18 protein-coding genes are annotated in these 16,536 nt (G+C 33.1%); 11 read left to right on the plus strand and 7 right to left on the minus strand.

Annotated features, from left to right (window positions below; genetic code table 11):
- From HMPREF9018_RS06160 to HMPREF9018_RS06170, 3 genes are read right to left on the minus strand one after another with little or no spacing between them, the layout of a single operon-like run.
- A complete protein-coding gene (locus HMPREF9018_RS06160; protein ID WP_008449464.1) occupies positions 1 to 774 on the minus strand; it encodes an MBL fold metallo-hydrolase in 774 nt (257 codons plus the stop codon).
- Positions 775 to 805: 31 nt separating this feature from the next.
- Complete coding sequence (gene murB, locus HMPREF9018_RS06165; protein ID WP_008449421.1) at positions 806 to 1,810, minus strand: UDP-N-acetylmuramate dehydrogenase; 1,005 nt, start codon at positions 1,808 to 1,810, stop codon at positions 806 to 808.
- A 31-nt stretch (positions 1,811 to 1,841) separates the two neighbouring features.
- Positions 1,842 to 2,693 carry a DUF4348 domain-containing protein gene (locus HMPREF9018_RS06170; RefSeq protein ID WP_008449469.1) on the minus strand — a complete coding sequence of 284 codons (852 nt, stop codon included), beginning with the start codon at positions 2,691 to 2,693 and terminating at the stop codon, positions 1,842 to 1,844.
- Positions 2,694 to 2,968: 275 nt separating this feature from the next.
- Here HMPREF9018_RS06170 and aspS point away from each other — a divergent pair, with 275 nt between their 5' ends.
- The gene (gene aspS / locus HMPREF9018_RS06175) at positions 2,969 to 4,726 is read left to right on the plus strand and encodes an aspartate--tRNA ligase (RefSeq protein ID WP_008449441.1); all 1,758 of its coding nucleotides are present in this window, start codon (positions 2,969 to 2,971) and stop codon (positions 4,724 to 4,726) included.
- 154 nt (positions 4,727 to 4,880) lie between these two features.
- Positions 4,881 to 5,153, plus strand: a complete 273-nt coding sequence (locus HMPREF9018_RS06180; protein WP_008449439.1) for a winged helix-turn-helix domain-containing protein — start codon at positions 4,881 to 4,883, stop codon at positions 5,151 to 5,153.
- 287 nt (positions 5,154 to 5,440) lie between these two features.
- On the opposite strand, the gene HMPREF9018_RS06185 is transcribed toward HMPREF9018_RS06180, so the two are convergent.
- Both HMPREF9018_RS06185 and HMPREF9018_RS06190 read right to left on the minus strand, forming a co-directional pair.
- A complete protein-coding gene (locus HMPREF9018_RS06185) occupies positions 5,441 to 5,713 on the minus strand; it encodes a hypothetical protein (RefSeq protein WP_008449461.1) in 273 nt (90 codons plus the stop codon).
- 11 nt (positions 5,714 to 5,724) lie between these two features.
- Complete coding sequence (locus HMPREF9018_RS06190; RefSeq protein ID WP_008449449.1) at positions 5,725 to 6,489, minus strand: DUF5715 family protein; 765 nt, start codon at positions 6,487 to 6,489, stop codon at positions 5,725 to 5,727.
- A 113-nt stretch (positions 6,490 to 6,602) separates the two neighbouring features.
- Between HMPREF9018_RS06190 and HMPREF9018_RS06195 the strand changes: the two genes are divergently transcribed.
- From HMPREF9018_RS06195 to pyrF, 7 genes are all read left to right on the plus strand, one after another.
- Entirely contained in the window at positions 6,603 to 7,568 is a 966-nt protein-coding gene (locus HMPREF9018_RS06195) for a PhoH family protein (protein ID WP_008449452.1), read from the plus strand.
- 27 nt (positions 7,569 to 7,595) lie between these two features.
- Positions 7,596 to 8,546, plus strand: a complete 951-nt coding sequence (locus tag HMPREF9018_RS06200; protein ID WP_008449454.1) for a phosphoribosylaminoimidazolesuccinocarboxamide synthase — start codon at positions 7,596 to 7,598, stop codon at positions 8,544 to 8,546.
- A 94-nt stretch (positions 8,547 to 8,640) separates the two neighbouring features.
- Entirely contained in the window at positions 8,641 to 9,375 is a 735-nt protein-coding gene (ubiE, locus tag HMPREF9018_RS06205; RefSeq protein ID WP_008449455.1) for a bifunctional demethylmenaquinone methyltransferase/2-methoxy-6-polyprenyl-1,4-benzoquinol methylase UbiE, read from the plus strand.
- Positions 9,376 to 9,396: 21 nt separating this feature from the next.
- On the plus strand, positions 9,397 to 10,146 hold the full coding sequence (locus tag HMPREF9018_RS06210) for a shikimate dehydrogenase family protein (RefSeq protein ID WP_008449414.1): 750 nt from the start codon (positions 9,397 to 9,399) through the stop codon (positions 10,144 to 10,146).
- Between the two features lie 36 nt (positions 10,147 to 10,182).
- Positions 10,183 to 11,346 (plus strand): AIR synthase related protein, encoded by a 1,164-nt coding sequence (locus HMPREF9018_RS06215; RefSeq protein ID WP_008449413.1) that lies wholly within the window; start codon positions 10,183 to 10,185, stop codon positions 11,344 to 11,346.
- A 245-nt stretch (positions 11,347 to 11,591) separates the two neighbouring features.
- Positions 11,592 to 12,704 carry a peptide chain release factor 1 gene (gene prfA / locus HMPREF9018_RS06220; protein ID WP_008449425.1) on the plus strand — a complete coding sequence of 371 codons (1,113 nt, stop codon included), beginning with the start codon at positions 11,592 to 11,594 and terminating at the stop codon, positions 12,702 to 12,704.
- 38 nt (positions 12,705 to 12,742) lie between these two features.
- Positions 12,743 to 13,567: an orotidine-5'-phosphate decarboxylase gene (pyrF, locus tag HMPREF9018_RS06225; protein WP_008449405.1), complete on the plus strand. Its 825-nt coding sequence runs from the start codon at positions 12,743 to 12,745 to the stop codon at positions 13,565 to 13,567.
- 92 nt (positions 13,568 to 13,659) lie between these two features.
- Here pyrF and HMPREF9018_RS06230 read toward each other — a convergent pair whose 3' ends face one another.
- Positions 13,660 to 13,950: a DciA family protein gene (locus HMPREF9018_RS06230; RefSeq protein ID WP_008449468.1), complete on the minus strand. Its 291-nt coding sequence runs from the start codon at positions 13,948 to 13,950 to the stop codon at positions 13,660 to 13,662.
- A 5-nt stretch (positions 13,951 to 13,955) separates the two neighbouring features.
- Complete coding sequence (recF, locus tag HMPREF9018_RS06235; protein WP_008449430.1) at positions 13,956 to 15,062, minus strand: DNA replication/repair protein RecF; 1,107 nt, start codon at positions 15,060 to 15,062, stop codon at positions 13,956 to 13,958.
- 150 nt (positions 15,063 to 15,212) lie between these two features.
- On the opposite strand from recF, the gene HMPREF9018_RS06240 reads away from it, so the two are divergent.
- Together HMPREF9018_RS06240 and ribH are read left to right on the plus strand one after the other, a co-directional pair.
- A complete protein-coding gene (locus HMPREF9018_RS06240) occupies positions 15,213 to 15,887 on the plus strand; it encodes a tetratricopeptide repeat protein (protein WP_008449447.1) in 675 nt (224 codons plus the stop codon).
- Positions 15,888 to 15,895: 8 nt separating this feature from the next.
- Positions 15,896 to 16,372: a 6,7-dimethyl-8-ribityllumazine synthase gene (gene ribH, locus HMPREF9018_RS06245; RefSeq protein ID WP_008449459.1), complete on the plus strand. Its 477-nt coding sequence runs from the start codon at positions 15,896 to 15,898 to the stop codon at positions 16,370 to 16,372.
- Positions 16,373 to 16,536: the final 164 nt, after the last annotated feature.

Genomic DNA, 16,536 nt, shown 5'->3' on the forward strand with positions numbered 1-16,536 from the left:
TTATAAAAGAAGTGTTAGTCCATCGTAAGCAAAATGTACATTGTCTGGTAAACGCTTTTGCGACTCGGCATGAAAGCCTGCCTTATCAGTCATATGTATAAGATAAGTTTGTTCGGCTTTAATAAGCTGACTAAAGGCTATAGCTTCAGGGATAAGCTGATGTGAGTGATGTGGACGCTCCCAGCGTAAACCATTTATAATAAGCGTTTTTACACCTTTTAACGATGGTACTTCTACTGGATTTATAGTTTTCATATCAGTAATATAAGCTAATGTTCCTATACGATAGGCTAAGATAGGTAGCTTACCATGAATAACCTCAATAGGTTCTATTTCAAAATCGCCTATACTAAACTTCTGATGAGGCTCTATACAATGCAAATTAAGTTTTGGAACTCCAGGATAAAGATGATCAGTAAAACAGTAAGGCATATTATGTCTAAGCCCATCACAGGTGTGCTTGTTAGAATAAATATCAATATCACCAAGAGAACAGAAAGCACGCAGATCATCTATTCCTCCTACATGATCATAGTGAATGTGTGTGAGTAACACTCCATCAATCTTTCGGAAAGGATAAGGTAATATCTGTTGACGAAAATCAGGTCCACAGTCTACAAGTAAGCGCGTATTTTCTGTTTCTATCAAGGCAGAAGTCCTAAGACGTTTATCGTGTGGGTCAGTACTTTTGCACACCTCACAATTGCAACCTATGAAAGGTACACCATTAGAAGTTCCTGTACCTAAAAAGGTTACTTTCATATTATGTTTCATCTTTTTTCTTTCTTTTATATCAAGAGAACACTCACTTTATGTTTACCTCAGGATAAATATCTATTCCAAACTTTTGCTTTACATCTGACTGAATGGTACGATATAACTTTACAATATCATAACCACTGGCATTCCCCAAATTGACTAAAACTAATGCTTGCTTATCATAAACGCCTGCTTTGCCTAAGTGTTTTCCTCTCCAACCACATTGTTCTATCATCCAGCCTGCAGGTATTTTCTCATGTTCTGCATCTATTGTATAATGTGGTATTTCACCAAACTGCTTTACAAGCATCAGATACTTATCTTTAGAAATAATAGGATTCATAAAGAAGCTACCTGCATTACCTGTTTCTTTAGGATCTGGTAGCTTAGCTTTTCTTATTTCTACAATAGTCGTTCTAAGCTCATGTACTGTAGGATCTTTTATTTTCTTTTCATCTAAAGCCTTGCGAATATTTCCATAATCAAGCTTAGGAGAATATTTTTTACTTAACTTATATGTTACTGAAATTATCAAATATTTATTCTTCCATTCGTTTTTAAATTTACTCTGACGATAACTATAAGCACATTCGGCATTAGTTAGTGTTTTTACATCACCAGTAGCTAACTCCACTACTTCTACTGTTTCTATTATATCTTTAACCTCTGCACCATATGCTCCTATGTTTTGCACCGCACTTGCTCCTACCTCTCCGGGTATAAGAGATAAGTTTTCTGCACCATATAGCTCATGATCACAACAGTAAGCTACAAAGTCGTCCCATATAAAAGCTGATCCACATTGTATACGTTCTGCATCTATTTGTTTCAAAAAATTAATACCTGAATGAATTACCGTTCCCTCATAATCTTTTGTCAGCAGAAGATTACTTCCCCCACCTATTATTAATAAAGGCTCATCTACAGATATTAAAGATCGCGCTAAGCCTTGTGCTTCCTCAACAGTATAATATTCTATAAACCTTTTACATTGCACATTAATGCCAAAGGTGTTATGTTTTTGCAAGCTATAGTGAGTATAATTTTTCATTAGTTCTGTCAAAAAAAAGTGAAAGCCTTCTTTAAAAAGCTATTATTTTTACCAATTGCCATTTCTTACCATTATAATGGAAAATAAGATCGGTTTCCAGTCCATTGGCAAGACCCCTGAAAGCAAGTATCTTTTTGTTTCCTGGCTTATATCTCTGACCATATAGAATGTTGTAAATTACATCATTTGGTATTTCTGGCAAAAAAGTATTCCATTCATCTGCAGCAATAGTAGTGTTAATAATATTAGTTTCCTCTCCGTTAGGATCTGCCCCTTTATATGATAATGGATTCTTTATCATACCCTTGCCATTCTTTTTAAAAAAATCCTTAAGAAAGTTTAGAAAGTTAGCATTATAGCTATCTTTAAAGTTTAACTCACGTATTTGATTCATCATCCATTTACCTTCTTGGTGATCAAACCAATATTGTTTTACAGTATTTTCCTTTAAAAATATCTTTTCTACTATTACAGAATCAATATCAGTAGACTGTGCGTATTTAGCCTGATCTTCGTTATCAAAAATAAGAGTATAGTATCCTTGTGGACGAAAGAAACGATCGTTTATCCATTTATTAGCACTTATATGTGTAATTTTCCCAAATTTATTAGCAAATAAAGGAAACTTTATACGATTATGCTGCAATTTCTTATTTGCAATAAAATTAAAAAAGAAATCATCAAATAACTGATCTGCAGCCTTTGGCATAGGAGTTTCTGCAATAACATTTGAAGCAGAATCTACATCTTCTACAGAATCTGCAGTAATAGAATTATTAACAGTACTATCACTTGGAGTGCTGGTTTTCTTACTTGTACACCCTACTGACATACAAGCTATTGTAGCAAAAAAAACTACTACTAAGATTGTTAAATTTTTCATATTTTCCTTTTTATATTTTTGGACAGTGCAATTAATAAAGAGTGCTATCTTTGTCCATCATATTAACTATCCTTTTACCGTACAAAAGTACTTATTTAGGTACAAATATGCAAAGAATAGTACAAGTAATACTATAATAGGAAATATTAATTAAGAATATATGCTTATTATATTATATAGGCATGATAATATATCTTACTAAATAAATTTCTTAATTTCAATATAAACTTATTAACTTTGCAAACAAAGAGTAATAAATAAAACATATATAGCTTATGTATCGTACAAAAACTTGTGGTGAGCTTCGTCTTACCGATACAGGTAAAGAGGTAACGCTGTCTGGATGGGTGCAGCGTTCAAGGAAAATGGGTGGTATGACCTTTATTGATTTACGCGATCGCTATGGTATTACACAGTTAGTTTTTAATGAAGCTGATAATGCTGATCTTTGCGAAGAAGCTAATAAGTTAGGGCGTGAATATTGTGTTCAAATAAAGGGTATAGTAAATGAACGCCATAGCAAAAATAATAAGATTGATACAGGAGATATAGAAATTATTGTAAAAGAGCTCAATGTTTTAAGCCCTGCCTTAACTCCACCTTTTACCATAGAAGATAATACTGATGGTGGCGATGAATTGCGTATGAAATATCGCTATTTAGATCTTAGACGTGCAGCTGTACGTAAAAATATAGAGCTTCGCCATAAGATGACTATAATGATACGCAATTTTTTAGATTCTCAAGATTTCATAGAAGTAGAGACACCTATACTTATAGGATCTACGCCTGAAGGAGCACGCGATTTTGTTGTGCCTTCACGTATGAATCCAGGACAGTTTTATGCTTTACCACAAAGTCCGCAAACACTAAAACAGCTATTAATGATTGCAGGGTTTGATAGATACTTTCAGATAGCAAAGTGTTTCCGTGATGAGGACTTACGTGCAGACCGGCAACCAGAATTTACACAGGTTGATTGCGAAATGTCTTTTGTAGATCAGAATGACGTTATTAACATGTTTGAGGAAATGTGCCGTGTTTTATTTAGAGAGATTCGTGGAGTAGAACTTCCTAAATTAGAACAAATGCCTTGGGCAGAAGCCATGAAATGTTTTGGATCAGATAAGCCTGATTTGCGTTTTGGAATGGAATTTGTAGAATTAATAAACGACCTAAAAGGCACAGGTGAGTTTTCTGTATTCAACGAAGCTAATTATATAGGTGGAATTGTTGTACCTGGATGTGCAAGTTATAGCCGTAAGCAGCTTAATGAGCTTACTGATTTTGTAAAACGCCCACAGATAGGAGCACAGGGATTAGTTTTTATTAAGTATAATACAGATGGAACAATAAAAAGTTCTATAGACAAGTTTTATACCTTAGATCAGCTTCAGAAGGTAAAGAAAACAACAGGAGCAAATGATGGGGATCTCGTCTTAATATTATCTGGGGATAAACCAAATAAGGTGCGCACACAGCTTTGTTCTTTACGTTTAGAAATGGGAGATCGTTTAGGACTACGTGATAAAAATGTTTTTAAGTGTTTATGGATAATAGATTTTCCTTTATTCGAATGGAGCGATGAAGAGCAACGCTTAATGGCTACTCATCATCCTTTCACAATGCCAAACCCTGAAGACTTACCTTTACTCGAAGAACACCCAGAACAAGTACGTGCTTTAGCTTATGACTTTGTTTGTAATGGTATTGAAGTAGGAGGAGGGTCTATACGTATTCATGACACACAGCTTCAGGAACGTATGTTTAAACATCTTGGGTTTACTAAAGAAAGAGCTGAAGAGCAGTTCGGATTCTTAATGAATGCCTTCAAATATGGAGCTCCACCTCATGCAGGACTTGCTTTTGGCTTAGATCGTTTTGTTAGTATAATGGCAGGTTTGGATAGTATCCGTGATTGTATAGCATTTCCAAAAAATAATAGTGGTAGAGATGTAATGCTTGATGCACCTTCTACACTTGACAAAACTCAGCTTGACGAGCTTCAAATTAAGTTAAATATAAAATCTTAAATATCTTTGATTTATATCAAAAAATAACAATCTTTTAACGAATTGACAGAAGACAACAAGCTTTTCTTGTTAATTTTTTCCATTTTTTAATAAGTTAGCTGTATCTTTGTCATCGGTATAAGATTGTTATTTTAATTAGATTTTTACAAGAAAGATGGTAGAAAAAAAAACAAAAACTGCAACGAAAACTACAGCTAAAAAAGCAGTAGCTAAGAAAGCGGAAGTAGAGGTGGCAATTAACGCAGAGAACATTGGTTTCAAAGCAGGTGATGTTTATCAGGCTTTGGCATCAGCTAAAAAAAGTCTTACCGTAAAAGAAATTGCTTCTGTAGCTAAGATTAGTGTAGAGGAAACGCTTCTTGGTTTAGGTTGGTTATTCAAAGAAGGTAAGATAATGGGTGATGGTAAAAAGGTTTTATTAGCTTAATAACATCTCTAAAAGATTTTAAGTTAGATTAATGTATCTAATAAAAGGAGCATATATAAGATATATGCTCCTTTTGTTTTTTATATTATCATTTTTAAAGATTGCATTATTAAGGGGTGCAACTGTGTTTTAGGACTGACCCCCTAAATGGCTTTCTTTATTTCCATCTTTTTCTAATCCTATCGGATATGTAAAACCTGCTTCTATTTGAACAGTTCTCTTTTGAGCAAATGCCATACAAGAAAAGCATAGCATCATAAGTAATGCAAAAAAATCTTCATATTATATTATTTTTTAGAGATTTTCATACCACCCCAAGTTCCATTCATTAGCAGCCTTGCTGCTTTTTGTAAATCTGTATCTAAGATAATTTTTTTAAGACTTTCTTTGTCATCAGATTTAAATAATGCCGCAAACTCTGTCTTTGAGGACTTTAAGTCGTCATTAAGTACAGATAATAGTAGAACATTATCATTTGAGCATGATGAAAATAACAACAATAGTGTTCCACCTAAAATTAGTTTTGCTTTCATAAGCTTATATTCCTTGCTTAGTTTCATAACAACTTTTTTCATCTCACAGTTATATGAAAACAACCTTGATGACGTTCATGCTTAACATAACAACGATTTTTAGAACGAAGATTATTAAGAACTTCTGCAAGCACCCATTTAAGAGTATCGTCTCTTACTGAGCGTGTAATAGCATAATATTTATTATAAGCTATGTCAAAGGTGGTACCATACTGATGACAACTATTCTCAGAAGCATTGCGATTAAAAGACCTAAGCTTTATAACATCTTCTTTAGTACGTAAGACAGATGTTACTAAAATTTTATTTATAGGGATATTTTTTATTTGTAGCGAATCCATAAAACTTCTACCTATATCCTGCAACAATATAGCTGCATCTGGTACTAAATAAGGAATGCTATTATAAAGTTTTTTCACTTCATAGTAAGGATTATATCCTATGAAGACTAATTCTCGCTTGCGATGCTCTGCTTCCGAACGGTTTTCTACAGGTTTAACTCCTTTCTTCTTTGCAGAAGGTAATTGCACGTTATTCATATCAGGGAAACTCGTGTCATAATCGGGCACTCCTATTATATGATGTCTTATTAAAGAGCCATCTGCTTTTAAAAAAAACGGTGGATTTTGATGCCCTATATTAGCACTTACACTTATACCGTTATTATAATAAGTATTATTTGATTTGCTATAATGTTTCTTTGATAAAGATGGAAAAATTAAGCGTATCAACACTAAACCTAAAAAAAAACAAGTAAAACTTATAATAACGCAAGTCTTTATCTTTGCTGATTTTTTCTTCATATTTACAAAGGTAACAAGATTTGATTAAAAGAATATTAAGAATTAAGAAATATTTGCGAGTATAAGGATTTTATAGTAACTTTGCCTTTGTTTCATTAAAGTTTATATTAAGTTTGATAGAGAAGCATATTATTCTTGAGGATATAGATCCTGTTACTTTTTATGGAGTGGGTAATGAGCACCTACTCATGATAAAGTCGCTTTTTCCTAAAATAAGAATTATAGCACGCGATAATATTATTCGTGTTCTTGGAGATGAGGAAGAAATAGCTAAGATAGAAGAAAGTATCGAAAACATTTGTAAACATATAATAAGATATAATACGCTTACATCAGAAGATATCCTTGACATAATAAAAGGCAAGCAGGTTAAATCTGATGCTATTAAAGATGTTATAGTCTATTCTGTAACGGGGCGTCCCATAAAAAGTCGCTCAGCTAATCAGCAAGCTTTAATAGATGCTTTTGAAAATAATGATATGCTCTTTGCCGTAGGTCCTGCAGGAACAGGCAAAACCTATCTAAGCATAGCACTTGCAGTAAAGGCTCTAAAAGAAAAGGCAGTTAAAAAAGTTATCCTTTCTCGTCCTGCAGTAGAAGCTGGAGAGAAGTTAGGGTTTCTTCCAGGTGATATGAAAGAAAAAATAGACCCCTACTTACAGCCTTTATATGATGCTCTAGAAGATATGATCCCAGCTGCTAAGCTTCAGGACATGATAGGTAAACATATTATACAAATAGCACCGCTTGCTTTTATGCGAGGAAGGACATTAAGTGATGCTATCATAATACTTGACGAGGCACAGAATACTACCTCTGCCCAATTAAGAATGTTTCTTACTAGAATGGGGTGGAATTCAAAAATGATCATTACAGGCGACATTACTCAGATCGATTTACCACAAAAACAAAAAAGTGGTCTTTATGAGGCATTAAATATTCTTGGTGATACAGAAGGTATCAGTGTTATAGAGCTTAATTCTAAAGACATAGTACGACACAAGCTCGTAACACGCATAGTAAAAGCTTATCAAGCACATGACAAGAAAGAAATAGCAGTAAAACAGAATCCTAATTGATATATAAAAATAATTAATTGCACAGAAATGAAAGCATTAACACAAACCAATTTCAATTTTGATGGACAGAAAAGCGTTTATCATGGTAAAGTTCGTGATGTTTACGACATTGATAACGATCTCATTGTAATGGTGGCAACTGATCGTATATCAGCATTCGATGTGGTGTTACCTAAAGGAATACCATTCAAAGGACAAGTATTAAATCAAATTGCATCAAAATTCCTTGACCAAACAAAGGACATTTGTCCAAATTGGAAGCTTGCAACTCCTGATCCTATGGTTACTGTTGGATTAAAATGTGAAGGTTTTCGTGTAGAAATGATTATCCGCTCCATATTAACAGGATCGGCTTGGAGAGAATATCAAAAAGGCTGCCGTGAAATATGTGGAGTTAAGCTCCCTGATGGTATGCGCGAAAACGAACGTTTCCCTGAACCTATAATTACGCCAACAACAAAGGCTGATGAAGGACACGATATGAATATATCACGTGAAGAGATTATAGCTCAAGGTATTGTGTCTGAGGAAGATTATAATATAATAGAAGAGTGGACAAGGAAAATATTTGCTCGTGGTCAAGAAATTGCAGCTAAGCATGGGTTAATATTGGTAGACACTAAATATGAGTTTGGTAAACGTAATGGTCAATGCTATCTTATTGATGAAGTACATACCCCAGATTCGAGTCGTTATTTTTATGCAGAAGGCTATGAGGAAAAATTAAAAAAAGGCGAACCTCAACGACAGTTGTCAAAAGAGTTTGTACGGCAATGGCTTATTGATCATAATTTTATGAACGAGCCAGGTCAAACAATGCCATATATAAGTGACGAATATGCTGAAAGCGTCAGCAATAGATATATTGAGCTATATGAACATATCACTGGCGAACCTTTTAAAAAGCAAGAATATACTGGAGATATTGCAAGGCGCATAGAAGAAAATGTAAAAGATTACTTAGCTAAAAGCAAATAGCAACTTTTAAGTAAAATATAAAAGATCTCATAAGGTCAGTATTTATCTGTACCTTATGGGATTTCTACAATTATAAGTATAGAGGGAAATAATAGTGTATAAGCAAGAAAAAATAAAACCTTACGGAGGTAATAGTGAAAAATCTAAGCTGGTAGAGACAATGTTTGATAACATTGCCCCAACCTATGATAAACTAAATCATCACCTATCATGGGACATAGACAAAAGATGGCGCCGTAAGGCCATAGAGCAACTAATACCATATAATCCACAAAATATTTTAGATATAGCCACGGGTACTGGCGATTTTGCTATTCTTGCAGCTAAAATGCTCAATCCAATACACCTCATAGGAGCTGACCTCTCTGAAGGTATGATGAATATTGGGCGTGGAAAAGTGGAAAAAGAAGGTCTTTCTAATATTATCTCTTTTCAAAAAGAGGATTGTCTAAATCTTACTTTCAGCGACAATTCTTTTGATGCAGTAACAGCAGCTTTTGGTATTCGCAATTTCCAGAGCTTAGATAAAGGTTTATTAGAGATTTTTCGTGTTTTAAAACCTGGAGGTCATCTAAGTATAGTGGAACTTACTACTCCAATATCTTTCCCTATAAAACAGCTTTTTCACATTTATTCAAATACCATTTTACCATTATATGGACGTATTATTTCAAAAGATAAAAGTGCTTACGAATATTTAAATAAAACTATAGAAGCCTTCCCACAGGGAGAAGAAATGATGCATATCTTTAAAAAAGCAGGCTTTAACAAGGCGTCTTTCCATCGGCTTACCTTTGGTATCTGTACGATGTATTTAGCAGAAAAATAATTCATTTTATATAAGGAAAGTATGGACAAATATGGACTTATAGGTTACCCCTTAGGACACTCATTCTCTATAGGATATTTTAATGAGAAATTTAAAAATGAGGGGATTAACGCAAAGTATATTAATTTCGAAATTCCTACAATAGATAATCTCTATGAAATCTTAGCAACCAATCCCGAACTAAAAGGACTTAATGTTACTATTCCTTATAAAGAACAAGTAATACCTTATATAGACGAATTAAGTCCTGAAGCTAAAGCTATTGGCGCAGTAAACGTAATACGTATAACTCACAAAGGAAATAAAACAATACTAAAAGGATTTAATAGTGATGTGATAGGATTTACACGAAGTATCTCTCCTCTTCTTATGACGCAATGGCATAAAAAAGCTCTCATATTAGGTACAGGAGGAGCAGCCAAAGCTGTTAACTATGGATTAAAATCATTAGGGTTAGAAACATTATTTGTATCAAGAACACCATCTTCAGGTGAGATTTCTTATGATGATGTTACACCTGAATTAATACGTTTCTATAATGTCATTATTAACTGTACCCCACTTGGTATGTATCCGAAAGTGGACACATATCCAAAGCTACCTTATGATGCTATGAACAATAAGACTCTTCTTTACGACTTAATCTATAACCCTGATCATACCTTGTTTATGAAAAAAGGAGCTGAACATGGTGCAACTATAAAAAACGGTTTAGAAATGCTTTTACTTCAAGCCTTTGTCAGTTGGGATTTTTGGAATAGTAAAGAATAAAATATTTACAAAAGATCATTAACACAAATAAAACATATGAGCAATCGTTATATGATGCGTGGTGTAAGTGCCACAAAAGAAGATGTACACAATGCTATAAAGAATATAGATAAAGGTTTATACCCACAGGCCTTTTGTAAAATTATTCCAGATATATTAGGGGGTGATCCAGAGTATTGTAACATCATGCATGCCGATGGAGCTGGAACTAAATCGGCTTTAGCTTACATGTATTGGAAGGAGACAGGTAATATAAACGTATGGAAAGGTATAGCTCAAGATGCCATTGTGATGAATACCGATGACTTATTATGTGTGGGTGCTGTGAATAATATTCTCGTATCATCCACTATAGGACGTAACAAGATGATTGTTCCTGGTGAAGTTATTGCTGCTATAATAAAAGGTACTGACGAGCTTTTAGCAAATATGCGTAAAATGGGTATTGGCATATATCCAACAGGAGGTGAAACGGCTGATGTTGGCGATTTAGTGCGTACTATTATAGTAGACTCCACTGTTACTTGCCGAATGAAACGCTCTGATGTAATAGATAATGCAAATATATGTCCAGGAGATGTTATAATAGGACTTAGCTCTACAGGTAAAGCTACGTATGAAGAAGAATATAACGGAGGTATGGGTAGTAATGGGTTAACAAGTGCGCGACATGATATGTTTAATAAATATCTTGCAAAACATTATCCTGAGAGTTATGATCATTCAGTACCAAAGGAATTAGTGTATAGTGGGAAATATAAATTATTAGATCCTGTAGAAAACAGCCCTCTTGACGCTGGTATGTTAGTACTCTCTCCTACAAGAACTTATGCTCCTGTAGTAAAGCAAATCTTAGACAAATATCGTAGTGAGATTCATGGAATGGTACATTGTACAGGTGGTGCTCAGACAAAGGTACTCCATTTTGTAAATGATAATTGCAAGATAATAAAAGACAATATGTTCCCTATTCCTCCCCTCTTCAAAGCTATAAAAGAAAGTAGTGGTACAGAATGGAAAGAAATGTATCAAGTCTTTAACATGGGACACAGAATGGAGATATATGTTACCCCTGAAATAGCTGAAAATATTATTTCTATAAGCAAATCATTCAATATTGATGCGCAAATAGTAGGACATATAGAAGAGGGACAAAAGAGTCTTGTTATAAAGTCTGAGTTTGGAGAGTTTGAATATTAAAAGAAATAAATATGACTATAAAAGATGCTATTAAAAAAACTTAGTAGATTTTAAAGAAATTCATAACAGTCATTATAAGCTACTTTAACAGCATATAAGATACATTTTAATTCCTCTAAAGAGGCTTTAATCAGCATTTTTATAGGTTTCCCAACCTCAGACAAGTAAATAAGATACTACTGCACACAAAAAATATTCCTATTGCAGCAGAGAACGAATAATAATAAAAGACAATAACAAAATATATGATAGACAATAATAACATATTAAATAAACTCGATGGCTTAGAAGCAAGGTTTGAAGAAGTATCTACACTAATTACAGACCCTAATGTTATAAATGATCAAGCACGATATGTAAAACTTACACGTGAATATAAAGATTTGGGAGATATTATGGAAGCTCGCAAACGTTATATAGCATGCTTAACTACCATCAAAGAAGCCAAAGATATACTTGCTAATGAAAATGACCCAGACATGAAAGAAATGGCTCGTGAAGAGCTAAGTGATAATGAAATATTACAGCCAAAGTTAGAGGAAGAAATAAAACTATTGCTTGTACCAAAAGATTCTGAAGATGCTAAAAACGTACAAATGGAAGTACGTGCTGGTACAGGTGGAGACGAAGCTGCTCTTTTTGCTGGCGACATATTTAACATGTATAAGCGTTTTTGTGATAAGAAAGGTTGGACTTTATCAGTAACCGATATTAATGAGGGAGCTGTAGGAGGTTTTAAAGAAATAGATTTTGCTATATCTGGAGAAGGAGTCTATGGTATATTAAAATATGAATCAGGGGTACATAGAGTACAACGTGTCCCCTCTACTGATACACAAGGACGTATGCAAACATCTGCTGCAACAGTAGCAGTCTTGCCAGAAGCAGATAAGTTTGAAGTAAATATTAACGAAGGAGATATAAAATGGGATACATTTCGTTCTAGTGGTGCAGGCGGTCAAAATGTAAATAAGGTAGAATCAGGTGTACGTTTGCGTTATCCTTGGAAAAACCCTAACACGGGGGAAATAGAGGAAATATTAATAGAATGTACAGAAACACGTGATCAACCTAAAAACAAAGAGCGTGCACTTTCAAGATTACGCACCTTCATATATGATCGTGAACATCAAAAATATATAAATGATATAGCAAACCGTCGTAAAAGTTTGGTTTCTACTGGTGATCGCTCGGCTAAAATACGTACATATAATTATCCACAAGGACGTGTAACAGATCATCGCATAGGCTTTACCTCTCATGACCTACCTGGCTTTATGAATGGTAATATACAAGAAATGATAGATGCCCTCACTGTAGCAGAAAATGCAGAAAAAATGAAAGAAGCAGATTTATAATAAATATAAATTATCAAAATATTTAAACTTTTATACACATGAATAGAGAACAGCTAATAACTCAGATATTTGAAAAGAAAACTTTCTTATGCGTTGGACTCGATACTGATATTATAAAGATACCTTCTTACCTTAAAAATGAGGAAGATCCTATTTTTACTTTCAATAAAGCTATCATAGATGCTACTTCGCCTTATTGTGTAGCATACAAACCTAATTTAGCTTTTTATGAAAGTTTAGGAATAAAGGGAATGCTTGCTTTCGAAAAAACTGTAAAATACTTAAAAACATCATATCCACACCATTTTATAATAGCTGATGCTAAACGTGGAGATATTGGTAACACTTCAGAAATGTACGCACGTACATTTTTCAAAGAATATGATGTAGATTCACTTACTATAGCACCATATATGGGTGAAGATTCTATAAAACCTTTCCTGAAATATAAAGAAAAATGGACTATTATTTTGGCTCTTACTTCAAATAAAGGCAGTCTTGATTTTCAATTCTTTGAAAATCAAGATCATGAACGTCTATTTGAAAAAGTACTAAAAAAGACACAACAATGGGGCAGCAACGAAAATATAATGTATGTTGTAGGGGCTACACAAGGTAAAATATTCAAAGATATCCGAAAAATTGTACCTAACCATTTCTTACTTGTTCCAGGTATAGGAGCACAAGGAGGAGATCTTGCAGAAGTATGTAAATATGGTATGACTAAAGACTGTGGCTTATTAGTAAATTCGTCACGTGGCATTATCTATGCTGATAGTACAGAAAATTATGCTAAAATAGCAGGAGAAAAGGCCTTTCAAATGCAACAAGAAATGGAAAAAGAACTAAATAATATTGTTTGATGTATAAGAAATCAATAATAGGGAATTTTACTAAATTCCCTACTATAAACCTTATCAATATAAAAAGATAATAGAAATTAGTTTTATTATATCTAACAAAATTTTATATCAACAATTATCATTGCACCAACATATGCATTAAGCTTTTTGACAATATCTGTTTTCATCATGGATAAATCAGCTTTTAAAGATGGATTAATAATCTTAACAAATAAAGTCTGATTTTTGATAAATTTTTCTCTAGTATATTTAGCCACTATATCACCTGTTACTACTTCCCAAGCATTTATTAAACGTCGTTGTAAAAGTGGGGTTTCTAATCCTTCATTACGCAATAAAAGATTCAATACTTCGTCTAAAGTCTCTACCTTTCGTCTAAACATACTTTTTATATTTCTTTGAATATCACATCTCCACTCTCTACTGAAAATAACTTATACTTAAAATCTCCACCATGTAAGATCTTATCCAAATGTTCACGATTAGTATCTGTAATAAAGATCTGGCCGAAATCATCACCTGAAACTAAATTAATTATTTGCTTCACACGATTAGAATCTAATTTATCAAAAATATCATCAAGTAATAATAAAGGGGTATTGTGTAATGCTGTGCGACAAAGAAAATCAAACTGAGCTAACTTTAATGATAAAACATAAGTCTTATTTTGCCCCTGACTTCCATAACGTTTGATGGGATAATCGCCTAATAACATTACTAAATCGTCCTTATGTACTCCATGAAGTGAATATCCCATTATTTTATCTTTATCTCTACTATTCCTAATAATGTCAAGCAAATTACCACGCTGACCATGCGACATATAAGTTAAAGAAACCTTTTCATGGTCATTAGAAATACATTTATAAATATTTTGAAATATAGGTTGTAACTCTTCTACAAAAACTGTGCGTTTCTTAAATACATATTCTCCATATTCTGCCATTTGCATTTCTAAAAGTTCTAATAAAGTTTCATCAAGTCCTTCTTCTTGCTTAAGCAAACTATTACGCTGCTGTAAAGCTTTATTATAACGTGTTAGAGCTTCTATATATGCTGCATCATATTGAGAAATAACCACATCCATTAACTTCCTACGTTCTTCACTTCCACCTTCTATTAAAGAAGAATCTGCAGGTGAAATAAAAACAAGTGGTACTAATCCAATGTGTTGAGACAATCGTTTATACTCTTTTTTATTACGTTTAAAGTGTTTTTTTTGCCCTCTTTTCATTCCACAATAAACCTGCTCTTTATCTCCATGCTCATTAGTATAATTACCTTCTATTACAAAAAAATTAGTTCCATGTTGTATCACTTCAGAATCCTTTGGATTAAAAGCACTTTTACAGAAAGATAAATAGTAAATTGCATCTAGCAAATTAGTTTTTCCTTCACCGTTATGACCAATAAAACAATTCAACTTAGGCGACAACTCTAAAGTTGCTGTTTGAATATTCTTGTAATTAATTATAGAAAGCTTATCTAAACGCATAATAATATAATATATGCAAAGGTAGCCGTTTTTGTGGCAACACAGAAAAAAAATATATATATATTTTATTAATTGAGGGAAAATAAGTAATTTTGCGCTAATTATTACACACCCATTATATTGTAAAAACAATAAAGAATTAAATATAAAATGGCAAATCAAAAAGGAAAGAGTACTAATGAAAATACTCTAAACAACTCTAAAGCTACATTTATAAGGTACAAAAAACAAATTATAATACCAATAGTAGCTGTAGTAGTAATCATTGTAGGTTTTGTTCTATACAGAAACTTTGTGTCTGAGCCTCAAGAAATAGAAGCAAGTACAGAGCTAGCTAAATGTCAAACCCTTTTCAATGCTCAACAATACGATCAAGCTTTAAAAGGTTTCTTAAAGATTCAGTCTGATTATAGCAGTACTAAAGCTGGCAATCTTTCTAATCTATACATAGCTTTATGTTACGCACATAGTGCAAAACCTAATTGGGCAAGTGCTGCAAAATATGCAGAAAATTTTAATACTTCTAATGATCAAATAATTAGTCCTGCTTCACAGATGGCTTTAGGTGATATATATGCTAACAATAACCAAAACGATAAGGCTATAGATAGCTTTAAAAAGGCTGCAAAAATGGCAGATGATCAAGCTGAAGAAAATACGAACAATAGCATAGCCCCATTAGCATTGCGTAAAGCTGGCATTATTCTTGAAAGTGAAGGTAAAAAAGAAGAAGCTACAGACATATATAAAGAAATTAAAAAGAAATATGTTAATTCTCCTATTTATCAAGACATTGATAAGTATATAGAACGTGCATCTAATTAAATTTCATCATGGCAACAGCATTACATCATTTATCTGATTATGATATAGCATCAGTTCCAGATGCAAGTAACATGTGTTTTGGTATAGTCGTTTCTGAATGGAATAATGAAATAACAAGTGCATTGTTGGAAGGCACTGTAAAAACTTTAGAAAAACATGGATGCCTACCTGAAAACATACATGTAAAAACTGTACCTGGAAGTTTTGAGCTTGTTTATGGTGCACAACAAATGACTAAAAACGATGGTTTTGATGCCGTTATTATATTAGGTAGCGTAATTCGTGGAGAAACTCCTCATTTTGATTACATCTGTGAAGGCGTTACGCAAGGTATTTCATATCTCAATGCTACACAAAATATTCCTGTAGTATTTGGACTATTGACAACAGATAATTTACAACAAGCAATAGATCGTAGTGGAGGTGCATTAGGAAACAAAGGCGATGAATGTGCTGTCGTAGCTATAAAGATGTCAAAATTTTAAATTAAAAGAAACTCTCTAAATAATTTCATTAGAACAGTAAAATCTGTGAAGACTTACAGTTCAGCTAAATAGTGGCGCATATTAATTATATTGATATTTTTGATGTTAATATTTTTCGCCACTATTTTTTTTTATTTCTATTATTTTGTTTGTTATAATATTTC

The sequence above is a fragment of the Prevotella amnii CRIS 21A-A genome, from assembly GCF_000177355.1.
Taxonomy (GTDB): Bacteria; Bacteroidota; Bacteroidia; order Bacteroidales; family Bacteroidaceae; genus Prevotella; species Prevotella amnii.

Bases quoted from the DNA above. Each gene is read 5' to 3' on its own strand.
- HMPREF9018_RS06160 (WP_008449464.1), bottom strand. From the start codon at position 774: ATGAAACATAATATGAAAGTAACCTTTTTAGGTACAGGAACTTCTAAT.
- murB (WP_008449421.1), bottom strand. From the start codon at position 1,810: ATGAAAAATTATACTCACTATAGCTTGCAAAAACATAACACCTTTGGC.
- HMPREF9018_RS06170 (WP_008449469.1), bottom strand. From the start codon at position 2,693: ATGAAAAATTTAACAATCTTAGTAGTAGTTTTTTTTGCTACAATAGCT.
- aspS (WP_008449441.1), top strand. From the start codon at position 2,969: ATGTATCGTACAAAAACTTGTGGTGAGCTTCGTCTTACCGATACAGGT.
- HMPREF9018_RS06180 (WP_008449439.1), top strand. From the start codon at position 4,881: ATGGTAGAAAAAAAAACAAAAACTGCAACGAAAACTACAGCTAAAAAA.
- HMPREF9018_RS06185 (WP_008449461.1), bottom strand. From the start codon at position 5,713: ATGAAACTAAGCAAGGAATATAAGCTTATGAAAGCAAAACTAATTTTA.
- HMPREF9018_RS06190 (WP_008449449.1), bottom strand. From the start codon at position 6,489: ATGAAGAAAAAATCAGCAAAGATAAAGACTTGCGTTATTATAAGTTTT.
- HMPREF9018_RS06200 (WP_008449454.1), top strand. From the start codon at position 7,596: ATGAAAGCATTAACACAAACCAATTTCAATTTTGATGGACAGAAAAGC.
- HMPREF9018_RS06210 (WP_008449414.1), top strand. From the start codon at position 9,397: ATGGACAAATATGGACTTATAGGTTACCCCTTAGGACACTCATTCTCT.
- HMPREF9018_RS06215 (WP_008449413.1), top strand. From the start codon at position 10,183: ATGAGCAATCGTTATATGATGCGTGGTGTAAGTGCCACAAAAGAAGAT.
- prfA (WP_008449425.1), top strand. From the start codon at position 11,592: ATGATAGACAATAATAACATATTAAATAAACTCGATGGCTTAGAAGCA.
- pyrF (WP_008449405.1), top strand. From the start codon at position 12,743: ATGAATAGAGAACAGCTAATAACTCAGATATTTGAAAAGAAAACTTTC.
- HMPREF9018_RS06230 (WP_008449468.1), bottom strand. From the start codon at position 13,950: ATGTTTAGACGAAAGGTAGAGACTTTAGACGAAGTATTGAATCTTTTA.
- recF (WP_008449430.1), bottom strand. From the start codon at position 15,062: ATGCGTTTAGATAAGCTTTCTATAATTAATTACAAGAATATTCAAACA.
- HMPREF9018_RS06240 (WP_008449447.1), top strand. From the start codon at position 15,213: ATGGCAAATCAAAAAGGAAAGAGTACTAATGAAAATACTCTAAACAAC.
- ribH (WP_008449459.1), top strand. From the start codon at position 15,896: ATGGCAACAGCATTACATCATTTATCTGATTATGATATAGCATCAGTT.